Annotated in this window: 15 protein-coding genes; 8 read left to right on the top strand and 7 right to left on the bottom strand. The window is 32.3% G+C overall.

Annotated elements, in window-relative coordinates; translation table 11 throughout:
- The first annotated feature begins 10 nt into the window (after positions 1-10).
- Positions 11-697 (top strand): haloacid dehalogenase type II, encoded by a 687-nt coding sequence (locus tag ABD715_RS17120; RefSeq protein ID WP_344789564.1) that lies wholly within the window; start codon positions 11-13, stop codon positions 695-697.
- Positions 698-808: 111 nt separating this feature from the next.
- Here ABD715_RS17120 and ABD715_RS17115 read toward each other — a convergent pair whose 3' ends face one another.
- From ABD715_RS17115 to bshC, 6 genes are all read right to left on the bottom strand, one after another.
- Positions 809-1,036, bottom strand: a complete 228-nt coding sequence (locus ABD715_RS17115; protein ID WP_344789563.1) for a DUF3820 family protein — start codon at positions 1,034-1,036, stop codon at positions 809-811.
- A 6-nt stretch (positions 1,037-1,042) separates the two neighbouring features.
- Positions 1,043-1,549 carry a DUF922 domain-containing protein gene (locus ABD715_RS17110; protein WP_344789562.1) on the bottom strand — a complete coding sequence of 169 codons (507 nt, stop codon included), beginning with the start codon at positions 1,547-1,549 and terminating at the stop codon, positions 1,043-1,045.
- Between the two features lie 75 nt (positions 1,550-1,624).
- Positions 1,625-3,553, bottom strand: coding sequence for a PBP1 and LysM peptidoglycan-binding domain-containing protein (locus ABD715_RS17105; protein ID WP_344789561.1), 1,929 nt, complete (start codon positions 3,551-3,553; stop codon positions 1,625-1,627).
- Positions 3,554-3,847: 294 nt separating this feature from the next.
- Positions 3,848-5,383: a glutamine-hydrolyzing GMP synthase gene (gene guaA / locus ABD715_RS17100; protein WP_344789560.1), complete on the bottom strand. Its 1,536-nt coding sequence runs from the start codon at positions 5,381-5,383 to the stop codon at positions 3,848-3,850.
- Between the two features lie 60 nt (positions 5,384-5,443).
- On the bottom strand, positions 5,444-6,814 hold the full coding sequence (locus tag ABD715_RS17095) for a pyridoxal phosphate-dependent decarboxylase family protein (protein ID WP_344789559.1): 1,371 nt from the start codon (positions 6,812-6,814) through the stop codon (positions 5,444-5,446).
- 11 nt (positions 6,815-6,825) lie between these two features.
- Positions 6,826-8,418 (bottom strand): bacillithiol biosynthesis cysteine-adding enzyme BshC, encoded by a 1,593-nt coding sequence (gene bshC / locus ABD715_RS17090; RefSeq protein WP_344789558.1) that lies wholly within the window; start codon positions 8,416-8,418, stop codon positions 6,826-6,828.
- Positions 8,419-8,694: 276 nt separating this feature from the next.
- Here bshC and ABD715_RS17085 point away from each other — a divergent pair, with 276 nt between their 5' ends.
- From ABD715_RS17085 to ABD715_RS17055, 7 genes are all read left to right on the top strand, one after another.
- A complete protein-coding gene (locus ABD715_RS17085; protein WP_344789557.1) occupies positions 8,695-10,236 on the top strand; it encodes an alkaline phosphatase PhoX in 1,542 nt (513 codons plus the stop codon).
- Between the two features lie 3 nt (positions 10,237-10,239).
- Positions 10,240-12,042, top strand: a complete 1,803-nt coding sequence (locus ABD715_RS17080) for a cytochrome-c peroxidase (RefSeq protein ID WP_344789556.1) — start codon at positions 10,240-10,242, stop codon at positions 12,040-12,042.
- Positions 12,043-12,155: 113 nt separating this feature from the next.
- Positions 12,156-13,415 carry a carboxypeptidase-like regulatory domain-containing protein gene (locus ABD715_RS17075; RefSeq protein WP_344789555.1) on the top strand — a complete coding sequence of 420 codons (1,260 nt, stop codon included), beginning with the start codon at positions 12,156-12,158 and terminating at the stop codon, positions 13,413-13,415.
- A 239-nt stretch (positions 13,416-13,654) separates the two neighbouring features.
- Complete coding sequence (locus ABD715_RS17070) at positions 13,655-14,815, top strand: cytochrome P450 (protein WP_344789554.1); 1,161 nt, start codon at positions 13,655-13,657, stop codon at positions 14,813-14,815.
- 11 nt (positions 14,816-14,826) lie between these two features.
- Positions 14,827-15,135 carry a 2Fe-2S iron-sulfur cluster-binding protein gene (locus ABD715_RS17065; RefSeq protein ID WP_344789553.1) on the top strand — a complete coding sequence of 103 codons (309 nt, stop codon included), beginning with the start codon at positions 14,827-14,829 and terminating at the stop codon, positions 15,133-15,135.
- 32 nt (positions 15,136-15,167) lie between these two features.
- Positions 15,168-16,421, top strand: coding sequence for an NAD(P)/FAD-dependent oxidoreductase (locus ABD715_RS17060; protein WP_344789552.1), 1,254 nt, complete (start codon positions 15,168-15,170; stop codon positions 16,419-16,421).
- 113 nt (positions 16,422-16,534) lie between these two features.
- Complete coding sequence (locus tag ABD715_RS17055) at positions 16,535-17,146, top strand: hypothetical protein (protein ID WP_344789551.1); 612 nt, start codon at positions 16,535-16,537, stop codon at positions 17,144-17,146.
- Positions 17,147-17,223: 77 nt separating this feature from the next.
- Here ABD715_RS17055 and rimO read toward each other — a convergent pair whose 3' ends face one another.
- Complete coding sequence (gene rimO, locus ABD715_RS17050) at positions 17,224-18,528, bottom strand: 30S ribosomal protein S12 methylthiotransferase RimO (RefSeq protein WP_344789550.1); 1,305 nt, start codon at positions 18,526-18,528, stop codon at positions 17,224-17,226.
- Positions 18,529-18,582 lie beyond the last annotated feature (54 nt).

Raw genomic sequence — 18,582 nt, 5'->3', positions numbered from 1 at the left:
TTTTAACAACATGAGCAACATAAAACCTAAAGTAATTTTCTTTGATGTAAACGAAACACTTTTAGATCTAACCGTTATGAAAAAACAGGTTGGAGATGCTTTAGGAGGTAAAGACAATTTACTGTCTTTGTGGTTTACAACCATGCTGCAATACTCGTTAGTGGTTTCGGCAAGCGGACAATACAAACCGTTTGGACATATTGGTGCAGCTGCTTTACAAATGGTTGCTGCTAATAATGGTATTACAATTACCGAAGAAGAAGCAAGAGATATTGTTGTAAATGCTTTACAAGATTTGCCACCACATCCTGAAGTTAAAGACGCATTACAGGCATTAAAAAATGAAGGTTTTACGCTTGTGGCTTTAACCAATTCTAACAATGAAAGTCTTAAAACTAAAATTGAAAAAGCTGGTTTAACCCAATATTTCGATGATTTATTAAGTATAGAATCGGTTGGAAAGTTTAAACCTTTTAAAGATGTTTATAATTGGGCATCAAACAAAATGAATGTAAAACCAGAAGATTGCATGCTTATTGCTGCACATGGCTGGGATGTTGCAGGAGCACTTTGGGCTGGTTGGCGTGCTGCTTTTGTAAGCAGACCTGGACAACAAACGTTTCCGTTGGCACCAAAAACTGAAATTAATGAAAGTGATTTACAAAAGGTGGCAGATATTCTTATAACATATGAATAAAAAGAGAGTGACTAATTTAAATACTCTTAACTAATTGGGAGACCCAAAAGGGTTAACCAATTAGTTTTTTTTTATTAAACCAAAAACACATTACAAAGTATAGTTATATCTCTATTTAGGATACTTACGCTGTATATTACGTATTAAATCTTCTAGGCCATTTAATTTAAGCTCGTAAACCTGCTTAAGCATATCACCTAATTTACCCTTAGGAAACCCTTTATTATGATACCAAACCACATAATATTCTGGTAAATCGATTAAATAACGGTCTTTATATTTTCCAAAGGGCATTTTTGTATGCGCCAATGTAATTAAGAAGTTTTTATCGGGCATCATAAGTTTTTAATCTACAGATTTATATTGAGCTAATTTAGCAAGCTCTTCTTTAATAAAAAGGTGCCATTTTAATTCTTCTTCTTTATTTATAGAATGGTTAGAATGTTCGTCAAAAAGATCCTGCAAGGCTTTTAATTCGTCATTAATAATCTTATTCAGTGTTTTTAACGTGTTTTTTATTTCGTTATCAGGCTCAAGCATTTCTATTTGCTGCCTAAACTTACGCGCATATAATTCGGTTATATCAAAATGCAATTGTTCGTGTTTAAGAATATGATTATTTGCTAATTCCTTTTTATACCAAGATTTTTGAGGATAAAAATTTGCAAAAACCTCTGTTGTAAAACTAACAACATTATTGTTTTTAACTTTAACAGAATAACCAAACGAAATTCCTGAGGTTGTAACAGCTGCAGAGCCTACATTATAGTTTGCTTTACCTTTAAAGTCTTCCCAAGTAAGTTTATAATTCTCAGACCAAGTTCTTACTTCTTTATCATTTTGAAAACTCAAAAAACAACATATAGCTAAGAAAACTTTTATCAACCTACTTTTATTTTAAATCCTAATTATAAAATATGTAAACTATTACTCTACTTCAACAATACTTAAATCGTCATACTTTACTAAGTACACAGTATCGTTATAATAACCGCCAAAAAGTTTCTTTTTATATGCAAACTTATTCTCTACATATTCTGTTAGCGGTGCCTCGTTTACAGACATATATAAATCTGATGATGTTACTAACCTTAAAACTGTATCCATAGTTAAATCGTAACCTAATACAGCACGACTATTAGGTGTTTCTTTATAGGCTTTGGTGTATTGTTTTATAAATAAATCATCATCCTCTTCTTTAGATTCTTTAGACGCTGTTGCAAAATGAAATTGAAGATTAGATAAATGCTCGTTAGAAATTTCGTCGCCTTCAAAAGCCTTGTTTTTATTAGTTGTAGCTAAAACAATAGAGATTTCTTTTAACTTTTCTTGAGAATTTTCAACTTGAATTAAAGAATTTAAAATGCTTGTTACATTTGAAGCAAATCCTTCATTCTTTGTTTCAAGAAAAACAATATTCTTTCCTGGTTTTAACACATTTTTAATATCATCTACAACCACATAATTTTCGTCTTGCCCTTCTTTGTTTTTACGAGAATACACTATTGTTGCTCTATTAAACTCACGTTTTAACTCGTTGGCTACTGCAGTATGTTTTACATCAGAAATAATAATAATATTATTTACAAGAGTATCTGCTTTTACAAAATTTATAATTCTGCTTTTAATTAAACCATCGGCTGGTTTAGATTGAAAAACATTATCGTGTAATTTTAAATTATTACCAATAGGCGAAATAACTGGTATATGCAAAGGTTTTAAATTTACTGCAGCTCTTTGAAACGTTTTAGCAATTAATGGCCCTATAACTGCATCAACCGTTTCAAAATTATTGTTTTTTATAATATAATCGACTTCGCTAACTTGATTTTTAGTATCGTAAACATCAACTTTTAAAGAAACGCCTAATGCTTTTAACTGGTCTACAGCCATTAAAACACCCGAATGAAAATCTAAAGATGCACGTAAATAAGGGTCTCTTGTTATACTGTTTTTAGTACCAGAAATAGAATCAAAATCTACTCTATTTAACCTAAAAGGTAACATTACTGCAATGTGTTTGGTAGAAAAATCGGTTATAGAGGTTGCTAAATCTACATTTTCTTTTCTATCTTCTGTAGCAGCCACAGCTTTGTTAAAAGGAATTTTTAAAATCGTCCCTGCTTTTAAACCACTTTCTTTTAAACCTGGGTTTAACTTTTCTAATTCTGCTTGCTCGATACCTAATTTCAGTTTTAATCTATAAAAACCTTCTTTGGGTAGTACTTTGTAATAACTATACTTCTCGTCTACTGTCTTTTCTTTTGCAGCATCTATATTTGGTACATTTATTTTTTGCCCAGGTTGTAAAACCTCTCCCATATCTGGGTTAAGTTCTTCTAACTCTTTAACGGTTATTCCAAATTTATATGCAACACGCCATTTACCTTCTTTTGGTAAAACAGTATATGTTTTATTGGTTTTTACCTCTTCGACAACTTCTGTTATTTTAAAAATTGGAATTTGAATTTTATCGTTTTTACGTAATGGATTTGCGTATAAAAATTTATTATATTTCTTAATATCTTCTTCTAAAACATTATATTTTTTAGATAAGCTATATAAGGTCTCTTTACGTTTAGTTTTATGCTCTTTAAACCCCTGCAATTCCTTTATCTCTGTAACCTTTGGCTGTGGTGTTTTAGATTTAGGAATAATTAAGATAGTATTAGGCTTTAAACCCTCTTTAGCATCTGGGTTATAACTGTAAATTTGAGAAAGAGACACGTTATATCGTTTTGCTAAAGCCTCTATAGTTTCTCCTTTTTTTACTTGATGTGTGCTAAAATTTTGAGCTTGAACTGTACTTATGTTTAATAAATAAATTAAACAAAAAACGGAAAAGATTTTAACCATGTAATTAATTTTTAATAGCTTTTTAAGCAAAGTAACTAGCCAAATAAACAGCATAAATTACTTTTGTTAACGTTATCTATACATTTAGTGTGCCAAAATACTCTAAACTTAAAGAAACGTTGTTTATGTAATTGTTTACTTATATACGCAAAATGCAGTTATAAGAGATGACATTAATAAAATAAATTATTAGAGAGAGGTTAACCATACACTATAGCTACTAGAAATAGTTATTTTACATAGTTAACCTCTTTTTAACGTAAGACACAAAGCGCAAGCTTTAGTCACCTTTATTTACTCCCACTCTATTGTTGCTGGTGGTTTAGAACTAATATCGTAAACTACTCTATTAACGCCTTTTACTTTATTTATTATATCGTTTGATGTTTTTTGTAGAAACTCATAAGGTAAATTTACCCAATCGGCAGTCATTCCATCTGTACTTTCTACAGCACGAAGCGCAACACATTTTTCGTAAGTACGCTCGTCTCCCATTACACCTACACTATTAACTGGTAATAACATAGCTCCTGCTTGCCATACTTTATCGTATAGTCCCCATTCTTTTAATCCATTAATAAAAATAGCATCAACTTCTTGTAACATCCTTACTTTTTCTGCGGTAATATCGCCTAAAATACGAATACCTAAACCTGGACCAGGAAAAGGGTGACGTCCTAATAACTCTGGATCTATACCCAATGTTGCACCTACACGTCTTACCTCATCTTTAAAAATAGCACGAAGAGGTTCTACAATTTTAAGTTTCATAAAATCTGGTAAACCGCCTACGTTATGATGACTTTTAATTGTTGCAGATGGTCCTCCTGTTGCCGATACACTTTCTATAACATCTGGATAAATAGTGCCTTGAGCTAACCACTTAACATCTTCTAATTTGTTAGCCTCGTCATCAAAAACTTCAATAAACGCATTACCTATGGCTTTACGTTTTTTCTCTGGGTCTTCAACACCTGCTAAAGCTGCTAAAAAACGCTCTGAAGCATCTACACCTTTAACATTAAGTCCCATACCTTCGTATTGCTTTAATACACTTTCGAATTCGTTTTTACGTAGCAATCCGTTATTAACAAAAATGCAATATAAATTCTTACCAATAGCTTTGTTTAATAAAACTGCTGCTACAGTAGAATCTACACCTCCAGAAAGTCCTAAAACAACTTTATCGTTTCCTACTTTATCTTGTATAGCTTCAACAGTTTCTTCTACAAAAGAATCTGGTGTCCAATCTTGATTAACACCAGCTATACCAACTAAAAAGTTTTCTAAAAGTTGTTTCCCGTCTGTAGAGTGATATACTTCTGGGTGAAATTGAATAGCATAAGTTGTTTCTCCTTCAATTTTATAAGCTGCATTTTTAACATCATTAGTACTTGCTAATAACACACCACTTTGTGGTAAGCTTTTAATGGTGTCACTATGACTCATCCAAACTTGGCTACCTTCGTTTATATTTTTAAAAAAAGCTTCATCATTTTTAATAAATGATAAATTTGCTCGTCCGTATTCTCTAGTATTAGAAGGCGCTACCTCGCCACCAGAAAAATGCGCTAAATATTGCGCCCCATAACAAACTGCTAACATGGGTTTTAAACCACGTATCTTAGATAAATCTGGGTGTAAAGCATCCTCGCCTCTTACCGAGTTTGGACTACCAGAAAGCACTACAGCTTTGTAGTCTTCTACGTTTGTTGGAATTTTATTGAATGGATGTATTTCGGAGTAAATGTTGAGTTCTCTAACTCTACGGGCAATAAGCTGTGTATATTGCGATCCGAAGTCTAAAATTAATACCTTGTCGTGTTGCATGCGCAAAAATAACAATTGATTTTATAATGACGAATTCAAGATTAATCTTTTTTCATTTTTTTATTTCATCGAATCCAAAATCATTTGAATATCCTTTTTGGTCGTATCTGGATTAATAAAGCAGAAACGCGAAACCGTTTCGTAGCTATCTCCATTTTTCCATTTTGTTGGTGTTACCAATGCAAACCCTTTTCTATGGTTTTCGTAAGTCCAATGCGTATAATCTTCTGGCTGCCAACCTATTCTTCTGTACAAAACACAAGATAAACTAGGTGCTCTTACCAACTCTACATTAGGATCTGCTTCAATAAGTTTACCTGCTATTTGTGCTAGCTCTAAACCACGCTCTACCGCTTCTTTATAGCGGTCTGTACCATGTGCAGCTAAAGAAAACCATAAAGGCAAACCTCTTACTCGGCGTGTTAGTTGTATTTGGTAATCTGTAGGATTAAAACCGTGTGCACCTTCATCTTTAAAAATATCTAAATAAGATCCTTGTTGCGAATGTGCATTTTTTGCCAATTGCGGATCTTTATAAATTACTGCTCCACAATCGTAAGGAGAAAACATCCATTTATGCGGATCGATAGTTATACTATCTGCCTTTTCTATACCATTAAATAAATGCCTAACAGAATCGGCAGCCAAAGCTCCACCACCATAAGCTGCATCAATGTGATACCAAAGGTTTTCTTTTTTACAAACGTTGGCAACGCCATCCAAATCATCAATAATACCAGCATTAGTTGTTCCGCCAGTAGCAACTACAGCAAACAAACGCTTGCGCTCATCCTTAGATAGATTGTCTATTGTTTTTTGCAACTCCGTTTCGTGTAAAACATCTTCAGACTCCACCAATAAAACATCAACATCTATTACTTTAGCCATCGATTTAATTGATGAATGCGCTCCAATAGAGGTTATAATCAATCCTTTTTCTCCTCTAAACTCCTCATGTTCTCTCCAATGTTCTCGTGCTGTAACCATAGCCGATAAGTTGGCTGCTGTACCACCACTAGTAAACACTCCAAAAGCACCTTTAGGCAAACCGGTTAAAGACACAATCCATTTCATGGCTTCGTTTTCGCAAAAAATACCTCCTGCGCCTTCCATCCAATACGCTCCATGTATACTTGATGCCGAGGTTACCAAATCGAACATAATTGCTGTTCTGGTTGGAGATGCTGGTACAAAGGCTAAATTTCTAGGATGATCTACTGGTACATTTGCCTTAGATAAATGTTTTTTCCATAAATTAAAAGCATACTCACCACCAATTCCTTTTTCTGTAACTGTTTCGCCTACTAACTCCCTAAGTTCTTCTTCTTTTTTAGGTTTGCCAATTTTTATTTTTGATGATGATATTCTGTCAATGGTATATTTCATAACATCTAATGTCATTTCAACCAAATCCATATCAATTTTGTGCATACTTTGCATTCTTATAAGCTTAAAATTAAAAACGCCCCTTTTAAGGGTTCTAATGTTGCTACTAAGTTAGGAATTAATTGACTGCCATGCTCTAAATAAAATTCAGAAAAATTAGTATTTCTTTCTTGAAGACTTTGACGCGGAAATAACTCATTCTGAATCTCTGTCATTCTAAAAACTTGATCAGATAATTTCTTTTTTTGAGCTTTAAGCAAACGCTTTTCAAGGTTATCTAATCCTTTTAATTGTTTTATTTCTTGAGATTTTACTGCTCCTAAAAACGACTTATCTGTTTGTTCTGCAATCTTATACATTTCTACAAACTGTTGCTCTAAATGTTTTTTCTGATTTGAAAAGTCGATATCTATATTAGAAATTTCTCGTACTTTTTTATTGATAAAAGAGTTGCGGTTTAAAAAGATATCTTCTTTTGATATTTTTAAATTCTGAAGCTTTTTTTGCTGACTTTTTGTTTGAATTAAAACTGAATTACGCAACAATAGTATAGGAAACGGAATATTTACAGTATTAAAATATTTTTTTAACTGAAACCAATACGCTATTTCTCCGCCTCCACCTATATAACATAAGTTTGGTAAAATAACTTCTTGATATAAAGGGCGCATTATAACATTTGGAGAAAAGCGCTCTGGCATATCTTCTAAATGTTCCAGTATTTCGTTTTTAGTCCAACTAATATCTGTGTTATTTACTTTATAAACATCATTTTCAAAAATAATGCGTTCTCGTAAATTTTTGGTGATGTAAAAAAGATTTATCTCGCGAGGATTTACTTGAATACTATACGACTCTTCAAGTAAACTATTTGTTTTGGTAACAGTTTTAAAAGATGTTTCGTTTAATAATTCGTCTTTTATAATAGGTATAAACTCTCTTTTTAACTCGCGCTCATTGGCATCAACAATAATAAGTCCGTAATTTTTAAACAACTCATTTGCTAAAAATCGAGTAGCATCAGCTAAATTATCATGCTCTAAATAACTCTTTTTAAACAGTGTTTTTAAAAATTCTGCATTATCTGTTTGACCTAATTGACTAGAAAAAGCTTCAAAAACATCATCTAACCCTTCGGTTGACAATTCGCCTACAGCTCCAGATGCTTCTCTATTTAGCTGTATTTTTTTGCCTTTAAAATTAAAATAATTAATTTCCTCGAAATCGTGATCTTCTGTTGCCATCCAGTAAACAGGCACAAAATTAAACTCCGGATAATTTTGTTTTAATGCTTTGGCCAAATTAATAGCCGATGTAATTTTATATAAAAAGTAAAGAGGCCCAGTAAATAAATTAAGTTGATGCCCTGTAGTAATTGTAAATGTATTTTCTAAACTTAAATACTCTATGTTTTGCAGTGTTAACTCAGAGGCTTCTACTCCTTTATATTGTTTTTTTAAAACAGAAACCAGCGTTTCTCTAGACGCTAAAGTAAACGTATTCGTCTTTTCTTCAATTTGATTTTTGAAGTTATCAATATTAGGAAAACGATTATAAAATGTTTTTACACTTTGATTCTCGTCTAGATAATCGCACATTAATTTAGAGAAATAACCCGTATTACGAAACGGAATATGATCTTGTTGCATACTTTAATTTAAATAAGTGTGTAAATATAAGGCTATTCAAATTTTATAAATCTAAAAATTTCGTTAAGAGTTTTATACTATTAGTAAAACTACTTCCACAAAACATCGCGTTTAAACTACTTATTTAGAACTATTATAAACATTAACACCCCATTAACCTAAATAACTTTTAAATAACTCTAAGATAATAAAACAACCTTACTAGCTTAACAAGATTTGAATGGTCTAGCTCTAATTTTGACAAAAATTAATGATTAAAATTAAATAACTAACAAAATGAAAAAAACAGTACAACTCTTATTATTACTTCTTGCTTTTACAGCAACAACCTCTCTTTTAACAAGTTGCGAATATGAAGATGGAAAAGACGGTATTAATGGAGTAGACGGAAAAGATGGAGAAGATGGACAAGATGGTGAAGATGGCGAAGATGGTACTGATGCATCAGTATATTTAACTGCCTCAAAAACACCTTCTTTAGTTAAAGTAACAAGTGATTTTTCTAACTTAAAAATTACACCAATTATTTCTTCTGAAGATATTATACCTAACTCACCTGATTTTGTATATGGTTCTATGGCAGATGGTGCTGGTTTATTAGCTGAAGCTGACGGAACTTTTACATTAATTAATAACATTGAAGCAGATTACTCTATTGCTAGAATTAAATTAACTGAAGATTTAAAACCTTACTACGGTGAGTACATTTTAAATGCTGCTGCAACAGGATCTACAGCTCAATGTTCTGGCTCTATGGTTACTCCAGAAGAACACGGTTTTGGACCTTTATACCTATCTGGAGGAGAATGGGGAGGAGCTTCTAAAGGAGTTTTTGCTACAGACCCTTACAAATCTGCTGACGATGCAGGAACTGCTAAATTATTACCTGCTTTAGGACAGTGGTCTACAGAAAATGCAGTAGTATTAAATAAAAACGCTTACCCAAACAACACTGTTGTTGTTATTGGTGATGATGATAGCGGTGGAGATGTGCCTCAAGGACATTTAGGGGTTTACGTTGGTAGCCAAGGCGATTTAGAAGGTGGTAAATTATACACTATTAAAGTAACTTCTCCTGGTATAACTTACGAAGTTGATATGGTTGAAGGTACAGAATATGATGTTGAGTTTGTAGAATTAACAGAAAAATCTAGTGTTGAAGATTTAAATGCTGATGCCAAAGCCAAAGGCGCAATGGGATTTGTTAGAGTTGAAGATATAGATTGGAAAAAAGGTACAGCTACTGATAATAGAGAAATTTATTTCTGTGCAACAGGAAGAGACAAAGCTGAGTTTGTAGATAAAGGAACTGTTTCTGGACGTATTTACAAATTAGTTTTTAACGAAAACGATCCAATTGGTTCTGCTAAAATCACTTGTGTATTAGATGGTGATGTTGTTGGTGGTAAAGCTGAAGGTTTCTTATCTCCAGATAATATTTTAGTAACAGAAAACTATGCTTACATCCAAGAAGATCCAGCTATTGGTAATGATGTAAATGGTAGCGCACCAAAAGATCACTACGCAAGATTATACCAATACAACTTAAATACAGGAGATTTAAAAGTTGTTTTAGAGTGTAACCAAGTTTATGCAGAAAAATTAGGATACGGTTCTGCTAGTTCTAGATGGGAAATTACTGGAATGATTGACGTTACAGATATAGTAAACAACGGTAAGAACTCTTTCTTATTAATTACTCAAAACCACGGATGGAAACCTGCAGATGGTACCCACTTTACAGATCCGTTAGCTAACGCAACATCTACTAGAGCCGATGGTTCAACTTTATACTCAATTACAGGGTTAGATAGATAGTTTATGAATACATACATATTAAAAAAAGCTAAGGCATACACATTTTGTGTATGTCTTTTGCTTATTATAAGTTGTAATACAAAAACAAAAAATGTAGAGCCTGTTTCTATAAACGAGCAAGTTCTTAAACTATATGTTAACAACTTATCGCAGGCCATAAATAGCTTAGATGCTATAATTACAGCTAAAACTACAAAAGAAAAAAAGAGTAACTATATAAAAGCCAGAAAACACTTTAAACTCGCAGAGCCTATTTTAGCTTATGTTGACAATAACAACTTTAAAAGCTTAAACGCTCCAAATATTTTAATAATTGCAGGCGAAGAAAGTTTTGACACACGTGTAATGAATCCTTTTGGTTTTCAAGTGGTAGAAGAAGCCCTTTATAGCGATATTATAGACCGTGAGCTTTTAAATAATGTAACCAATACCACTAGCAATCGTTTAAAGCTTTTAAAAACAAACGCCCATTTACAATTAAAAAAGCATAACACTATTTGGTTGTTAAGAAATCAAATTACAAGAATAGCCACTACTGGCATTACTGGTTTTGATTCTCCTGCTTTAAATCAATCTTTAGTAGAAAGTGCCTATACCTACCAAACTATTATCGAGTTAATAAAATTAAACGAAGCACATTTTAAATCTAAAGAACTATTATTAGAATTTGTAGCGTCTATAGAGCAAGCTCAAAAAATACTAAACCACGATTTTGACACCTTCGATAGATTCGATTTTATTAAAACTAATATTAACGAACAATTAAAATTATTAGTTAAAATTCAAGAAGATTGGAACGTAGATTTTCCTTTTGAAATGGCTTTATCTAATAACATGAATACGCTTTTTTCTCAAAAAACAATAAATCAAACTTATTTAATGGATAATTTGAGCGACACTACTCAAATTAATAAAAAAATAGCTTTTGGTAAAGCCTTGTTTAACGATAAATCGCTTTCTAAAGATTATAGTATGGCTTGCGCAAGCTGTCACATTAAAGAGTTAGCATTTACAGATGGTAAAAAAGTGTTTAACAAAAACCAAACACGCAACTCGCCTACTCTTACTTATGCTGCTTACCAAAACGATTTTTTCTTAGACTCTAGAACAGGTAGTTTAGAAGGTCAAGTTATTGGTGTTGTAAATAACCATAACGAGTTTAATATGACTATGGACTCTATTGTGCAACGCGTAGTAAACAACCCCTTCTATAAAAACCAAATAGATAGCTTGTACAACAATAAAAGAACGAGTTACAATATAAGACACGCTATTGCTTCGTACATTAGAACCTTAAATACTTTCGATTCTAAATTCGACAAAAATATTAGAGGCGAAGAAAACACACTTACAACGCAAGAGAAAAAAGGGTTTAATCTATTTATGGGCAAAGCCTTATGCGCCACATGCCATTTTGCACCTATATTTAATGGTACAGTTCCTCCTCGATTTAAAGATACCGAGCTAGAAGCCATAGGCGTTCCGCATACTACAGACACTATTAACCCTATATTATCTAAAGACTTAGGACGCTACAATGTTTATAAAACAGAAGCTAGAAAACACTTTTTTAAAACACCAACCATACGTAACATTGCACTAACTGCGCCTTATATGCATAATGGTGTTTATCAAACTCTAGAAGAAGTTGTAGATTTTTATAATAAAGGTGGTGGTGTTGGCCTAGGCATCGACTTACCAAACCAAACATTACCTTTTGATAATTTAAATTTATCTGGAGACGAGCAACAAGCACTTATTGCTTTTATGAAAACGCTAACAGATGCACATTTAGTAAGTTATTAATTATATAAAGTGCATAAAAAACAATAAAATTTATTAAAAAAACACTAAGGACTAGACGATTACATGTTTTTTTTGTATCTTATAGATGTATTACACTTCTAAACCAAAAAGCCATGAGAACTCCTTTTTTAATATTTTCTTCCATCCTTTGTGTTTTTTTAATGTTTACCCCTAAAAAAATAGATGCACAAAACTTACCCACCTACAAAGAATTAAAAGGTAAGGTTATAGATGCCAAAACCAATAAAACACTTTCTTTTTCAGATCTTATAGTAGATGGATCTAATATAAGCACCATTACTAATAGTGATGGCGAGTTTCTCTTAAAGGTTAATTCTAACTTGCTAGATAGAGATATTGTAATAACACACTTGGGTTACGAAAAGAAAAACATTAAAATTTCAGAATTAAATCACCATACAAAAATCTTATTAATACCTGCTGTTACAGAGTTAAATGCCATTAGCATAAACCCTAAAAAAGAAAATGCGAGAAGTATGGTTTTAGAGGTTTTAAAAAATAAAAGCATGCATAATACAGACGGAAAGATTATGACTGCTTTTTATAGAGAAACCATAAAAAAGCGTCGTAAAAATGCGTCGCTTTCAGAGGCTGTTGTTCAAATACACAAACAACCCATTAACAGTTTAAAACGAGAAGGCATAGACCTTATTAAAGCCAGAAAAAGTACAGATTACTCTAAGTTAGACACTCTAGCCTTAAAACTGCAAGGTGGACCATTTAGCAATTTATATACAGATGTTGTTAAGTACACAGATTATGTTTTTAACAAAGAAAACATGGATATGTATACCTTTAGTTTTGATGCTCCTACAAAAATAAATAACAATACCGTTTATGTTATAAATTTTAAACAAACCAGTTTTATTAAAACACCTCTTTATTACGGAAAATTGTATGTAGACGCTAAAACCCTGGCTCTTACTAGTGCCATTTTTAGCTTAAATGTTAGTAATAAAGAGCTATCTAGTAAAATGTATATTAGAAGAAAACCCAAAAAAGTTGATGTATACCCTACAAAAGCAAGTTACAGGGTAAACTATAGGACACAAAATGGAAAATGGCATTATGCATACAGTAATATTTTATTAACCTTTAAAGTAAATTGGAAAGGCAAACTGTTTAATAGTACGTATACCCTAAATAGCGAAATGGCAATAACAGATTGGAAACATAGCAATGCTAAATACGCTAAAACAAAAAACACCATGTTGCGCCCTACCACCATACTTACAGATAAAGCTTCTGGTTTTTCAGATCCAGAATTTTGGGGCAAATACAATATCATAGAACCAGAAAAATCTATAGAAACTGCTATAGCCAAAATTAAGCGTCAATTAAAGCGCACATAAAAAAGTGGTTTTATATATTTTAACTAGTTAATTCTAACTGTAAAAACAGTATTAGCTCCAATAAATAATACCCTTTTTTGATTAAAAAATACTAATCACTTCTTTCTTAATAACAAAATAGATTATTTTTAAGTCAAAATACAAAACTTTACAAAAATGTTAATTATCTATTTTTGACCTAATTAAAGCCCTTGATAAGGAGTCTTTAATTTTAATGGCGAAATATTTAATTATACAACATGAAAAAAAGCGAAATTCAAGATCCTTTTGAAACTGCACGTTTAGAAAAAGGTTATGGCAAAATGAACGATCAAAACGATCCTGTAACCATGCTTTTACGCCATAAAGATGTACGCAAAACAGCTCATAACTGGAAAACATTTCAATCTGGAGCAAAACCAGGAAGAATTGTTGTGCCATCAGAAGTCAATATAAGAGACACACGACAAATTCCTTTTGAAGTAGACCCTCCAGAACATGGAGATTTTCGTTCTTTGGTAGAACCTTGGTTTAAACGCCCTTTGGAAGAAACATATACAAAAATACTAACCAAGCAAATTGAAAATATTATAGACGAAGCTTTAACAAAAGACACTATAGAAGTGGTTGAAGCTTTTGCTTTAAAACTACAATCTCGCGCTTTAACCTTATTACTTAACACACCTTTTGAAGAATCTGAAACTTGGATATCTTGGGGAACTCACGTATTTAGAAGTGAAGGAGAAGCTTTAGATGGAGATAAAGCAAATATTTTATACGACTATATTGATAATCGTATTACTGAAGCTATAGAAAATCCGGGCGAAGATTTATATTCTATGCTATTAGCATCAAAAATTAATGGAAAAAAGCTAACACGAGAAGAAGTAAAAGGGGTAATGATTTTAACTTTTGCTGGTGGTCGAGATACTGTAATTAATGCAATAACAAACACTATAGCCTATTTTGCAGAGCATCCAGAATCGTTACAACGTTTACAAGACGAACCAGAAATAACAACTCGTGCAGTAGAAGAACTGGTTAGGTATTTTTCGCCATTAACCCATATGGGGCGCGTAGTAACAGAAGACACTATGGTATGCGAGCATGCTGCAAAAGCAGATACTCGTGTTTCGCTATGTTGGGCATCAGCAAATAGAGATGCTAGAGTATTCGAAAATGCTAACGAGGTAGTTCTAGACCGTAAAGTAAATCCACATGTTGGTTTTGGCTTCAGTCACCACAATTGTTTAGGAGCCACACATGCCCGTCAAATTTTACGTATATTACTTAAAACATTATCTAACAAAGTAAAATCTATCGACATTATAGATTTTAAAGAAAACATTGAAGATTTAGAACAGTTTAAACGTAAAGTTGGATACGACAACATTACGGTAAAATTTAATGCTAAAAACTAAAAAACAAAGCTATGGCTAAAATAACATTTGTAACAAGTAACAATGAATCTATTACAGTAGAAGGGCAATCTGGATCTGTAATGGAACTAGCAAAACAAAATAACATAAAAGGTATAGATGGCGATTGCGGAGGCGTATGCTCTTGTGCCACATGCCACGTTTTTGTAGCACCAGAACATATAGAAAAAACAGGTAGAGCTAGCGAAATAGAAGAAGACATGCTAGAACTAGACGACAATGCTAACGAGTACAGTCGTTTATGTTGCCAATTAGATATTAGCGATAGTTTAGATGGTGTTATTTTACAAGTTGCAAAATAAGCACTAATTATATTTTTTTAAGTTAATTTTTTATGTCTAAAAATTTAAACACCAATAAAACTTGTGTAATTATTGGAGCAAGTCATGCTGGAGTAAATTTAGCTTTTTACCTTCGTAATGAAGGTTGGGAAGGTAAAATTATACTTATAGATAGCGACCCTACGCTACCTTACCATAGACCTCCCCTATCTAAAGCGTATTTAACAAGCAACGATAGCATAGAAAAGAATCTTTTAAAATCGGCAGAAAATTACAAAGTAGAAAACATCGATTTACAATTAAATGTTCGAGTACTAAGTATAGATCGAGCTAAGCAAAGCATAACGCTTAATAATGGTTCTACTCAAAACTACGACAAACTAGTATTAGCCACTGGAGCAAGGCCAATTATACCGCCTATTCAAGGTATTAAAAACGCTAACAACCTTTTTACTCTAAGAACAGCTAAAGATGTAAACAATATTCGTACAGCTTTTAATACAAGTAAAACAAAACGTGTTGTTATTATAGGAGGTGGCTATATTGGCCTAGAAACAGCTGCGTCTTTAAAAAAATTAGGAGGTCAGGTTGTTGTTTTAGAACGCGAAGACCGCATATTAAAACGAGTTACAGCTCCAGAAATGTCGACCTTTTTTATGGAGCTTCATAACAAAAACAATGTTTCTATATTAACAAATAAAAACGTGGTTTCAATAGAGCCTAATGCCCAAAGCAATACTATAGTTTGTGCAGATGGCTCAAAATTTGACGCAGATATTATAATTGTTGGCGTAGGTATTCATGTTAATTTAGAGTTAGCCCTAGAAGCTGGTTTGAGTATAGAAAATGGCATAAAAGTAAACTATACCACACAAACAAGCGACGAAAACATCTATGCCATTGGCGATTGTACATTTCATTACAACCCACATTACAAACGCAATATTAGGTTAGAGTCTGTACAGAACGCTTTAGATCAAGCTAAAATTGCAGCTACTTGCATTTCTGGAAAAGAAGCAGTTTATAACAGTATTCCTTGGTTTTGGTCAGACCAATACAACGTAAAATTACAAATGGTAGGCTTATCTACTGGTTACAATCAAGTATTAACCAGAACAGAAACAGGCGCAGAAAACAAACTATCGTTCTGGTACTTTAAAGACGATGAATTACTCGCTGTTGATGCTGTAAACAATGCTAAAGCTTATGTATATGGCACTAAGTTTATAAAAAGCGGAGAAAAAATTGATAAAAACAAACTAGTAGACTCATCTGTTATTTTTAAACCCGTTAATTTACTAGCTTAAAAATATACAAATCCTCTTTCATAATTATTTTGAAAGAGGATTCTTTTTTTTTTAAGAAGTATAGAAATGTATTTATATTTACTTAAAAAAAACACCAAAAAAATCAAACCTAAATGAAAAACCTATTTTTTAAATTCATTACACTTCTATGCATCGTCAATTTATCCTGTAATAGTAATGATGACAATACACCTTCTGATATTGAATACCCAATTACACTTAATTTTTCTATGGTAGAAGAGAACTTTACTTTTTACGAAAATGGAGCAGAAACTCAAGTAACCGAAGCTGTTTTATCTGAATATTACACAAACTATAACAACGCCCATAATAAAGTAGATATAGAGGAAGCAAATAAAGGTGACTATTTTAAATTTTTAAATGATTCGCAAGTTGAATTAGTTGAAGGCGACTATAAAACCACTGCCAATTACGTATTTAAAGACGGTTATTTTTATATTCTTTCTGCAGATAGTGAGGCCATGTTTTTATATGGTAAAGGAGATATGTCTAGACTAGAGTACCTATATTCTTCTATTATTTCTAAAGCAGGAAATGCAACAAGCAGCTCTTCTGACGCTTATGAAGATGAGCAAGACATCCCATATTTTCCAACAACATTTAATAACTCTATAGATTTTCACGATTACGAAAAAATAGAAGATATTCAAGGCAATGCGTATTTATTAATACATAATTTATCTAATATTTTTGTAAAAAAATAAATACCTAACACATACAAAAAAAAGCTCAAGATAAATCTTGAGCTTTTTTTATTCCTAAAAATATTTCTTTTTAACAATTAATTTACAACCTCTGCATACAAATCAAAATCTTCTGCTTCAATAACTTTAACCGTTGCAAACTCTCCAGTTTTAAGGTAAGTTTTAGTGGCATCAATTAAAACTTCGTTATCTACATCTGGCGAATCAAATTCAGTACGTCCAATAAAAAAGTTACCTTCTTTTCTATCTATAACCACCTTATAAGTATAACCTATTTTAGCTTGATTCAATTCCCAAGAAATTTGAGATTGAATTTCCATAATCTCATTAGCTCGGTCTTGCTTTACCTCTTGTGGCACATCATCTTCTAAATTAAACGCATGTGTATTTTCTTCATGAGAATATGTAAAGCACCCTAAACGCTCAAAACGCATATCTTTAACCCACTGCTTAAGTGTTTGGTAATCTTCTTCTGTTTCTCCAGGGTAACCTACAATAAGCGTAGTTCTAATAGTCATTTCTGGCACTGCTGCTCTAAACTCTTTTAATAATTTTGTCGTTTTCTCTTTTGTTGTACCACGACGCATACTTTTTAAAATAGAATCTGAAATGTGCTGTAAAGGAATGTCTAAATAATTACAAACTTTAGGTTCTCTGTTCATCACATCTAAAACATCCATAGGAAAACCTGTAGGGAATGCATAATGTAAACGAATCCACTCTATACCTTCAACTTTTACTAAAGCTTCAAGAAGCTCTGCTAAGTTTCTTTTCTTATATAAATCTAATCCGTAGTATGTTAAATCTTGCGCTATTAAAATTAACTCTTTAACACCTTTTGCAGCAAGTTTTTCTGCTTCTATTATAATCTCTTCTATTGGTGTAGATTTATGCTTACCACGCATTAAAGGGATAGCACAAAAGCTACATGGCCTATCGCAACCTTCTGCTATTTTTAAATATGCATAGTTTTTTGGTGTAGTAGTTAATCGCTCTCCTATAAGTTCGTGTTTATAATCGGCACCTAAAGCTTTTAATAACCCAGGTAATTCTGTTGTTCCAAAATACTGATCTACATCAGGAATTTCTTTTACTAAATCTGGCTTATAGCGCTCACTTAAACAACCTGTAACAAACACTTTGTCTACTTCGCCACCTTCTTTTTTTTGCACATACTCTAAAATAGTATTTACACTTTCTTCTTTTGCGTTGTTAATAAATCCGCAGGTATTAATCACAACAATATTACCATCCTCTTCGTGTGCAACCTCTTTACCATTGGCTTTAAGTTGTCCCATTAACACTTCGCTGTCGTAAACATTTTTGCTACAACCTAGAGTTACTACATTTATCTTGTTTTTTTTAAGAGTTTTTGTGCGCATAATTTCTATAAATCAGGGCGCAAAGATACGAATGAATAATGATTTTAAGATTGA

It is taken from the genome of Postechiella marina (genome assembly GCF_039538365.1).
Lineage (GTDB): Bacteria > Bacteroidota > Bacteroidia > Flavobacteriales > Flavobacteriaceae > Postechiella > Postechiella marina.
This window is presented reverse-complemented; position numbering and strand designations above follow the sequence as displayed.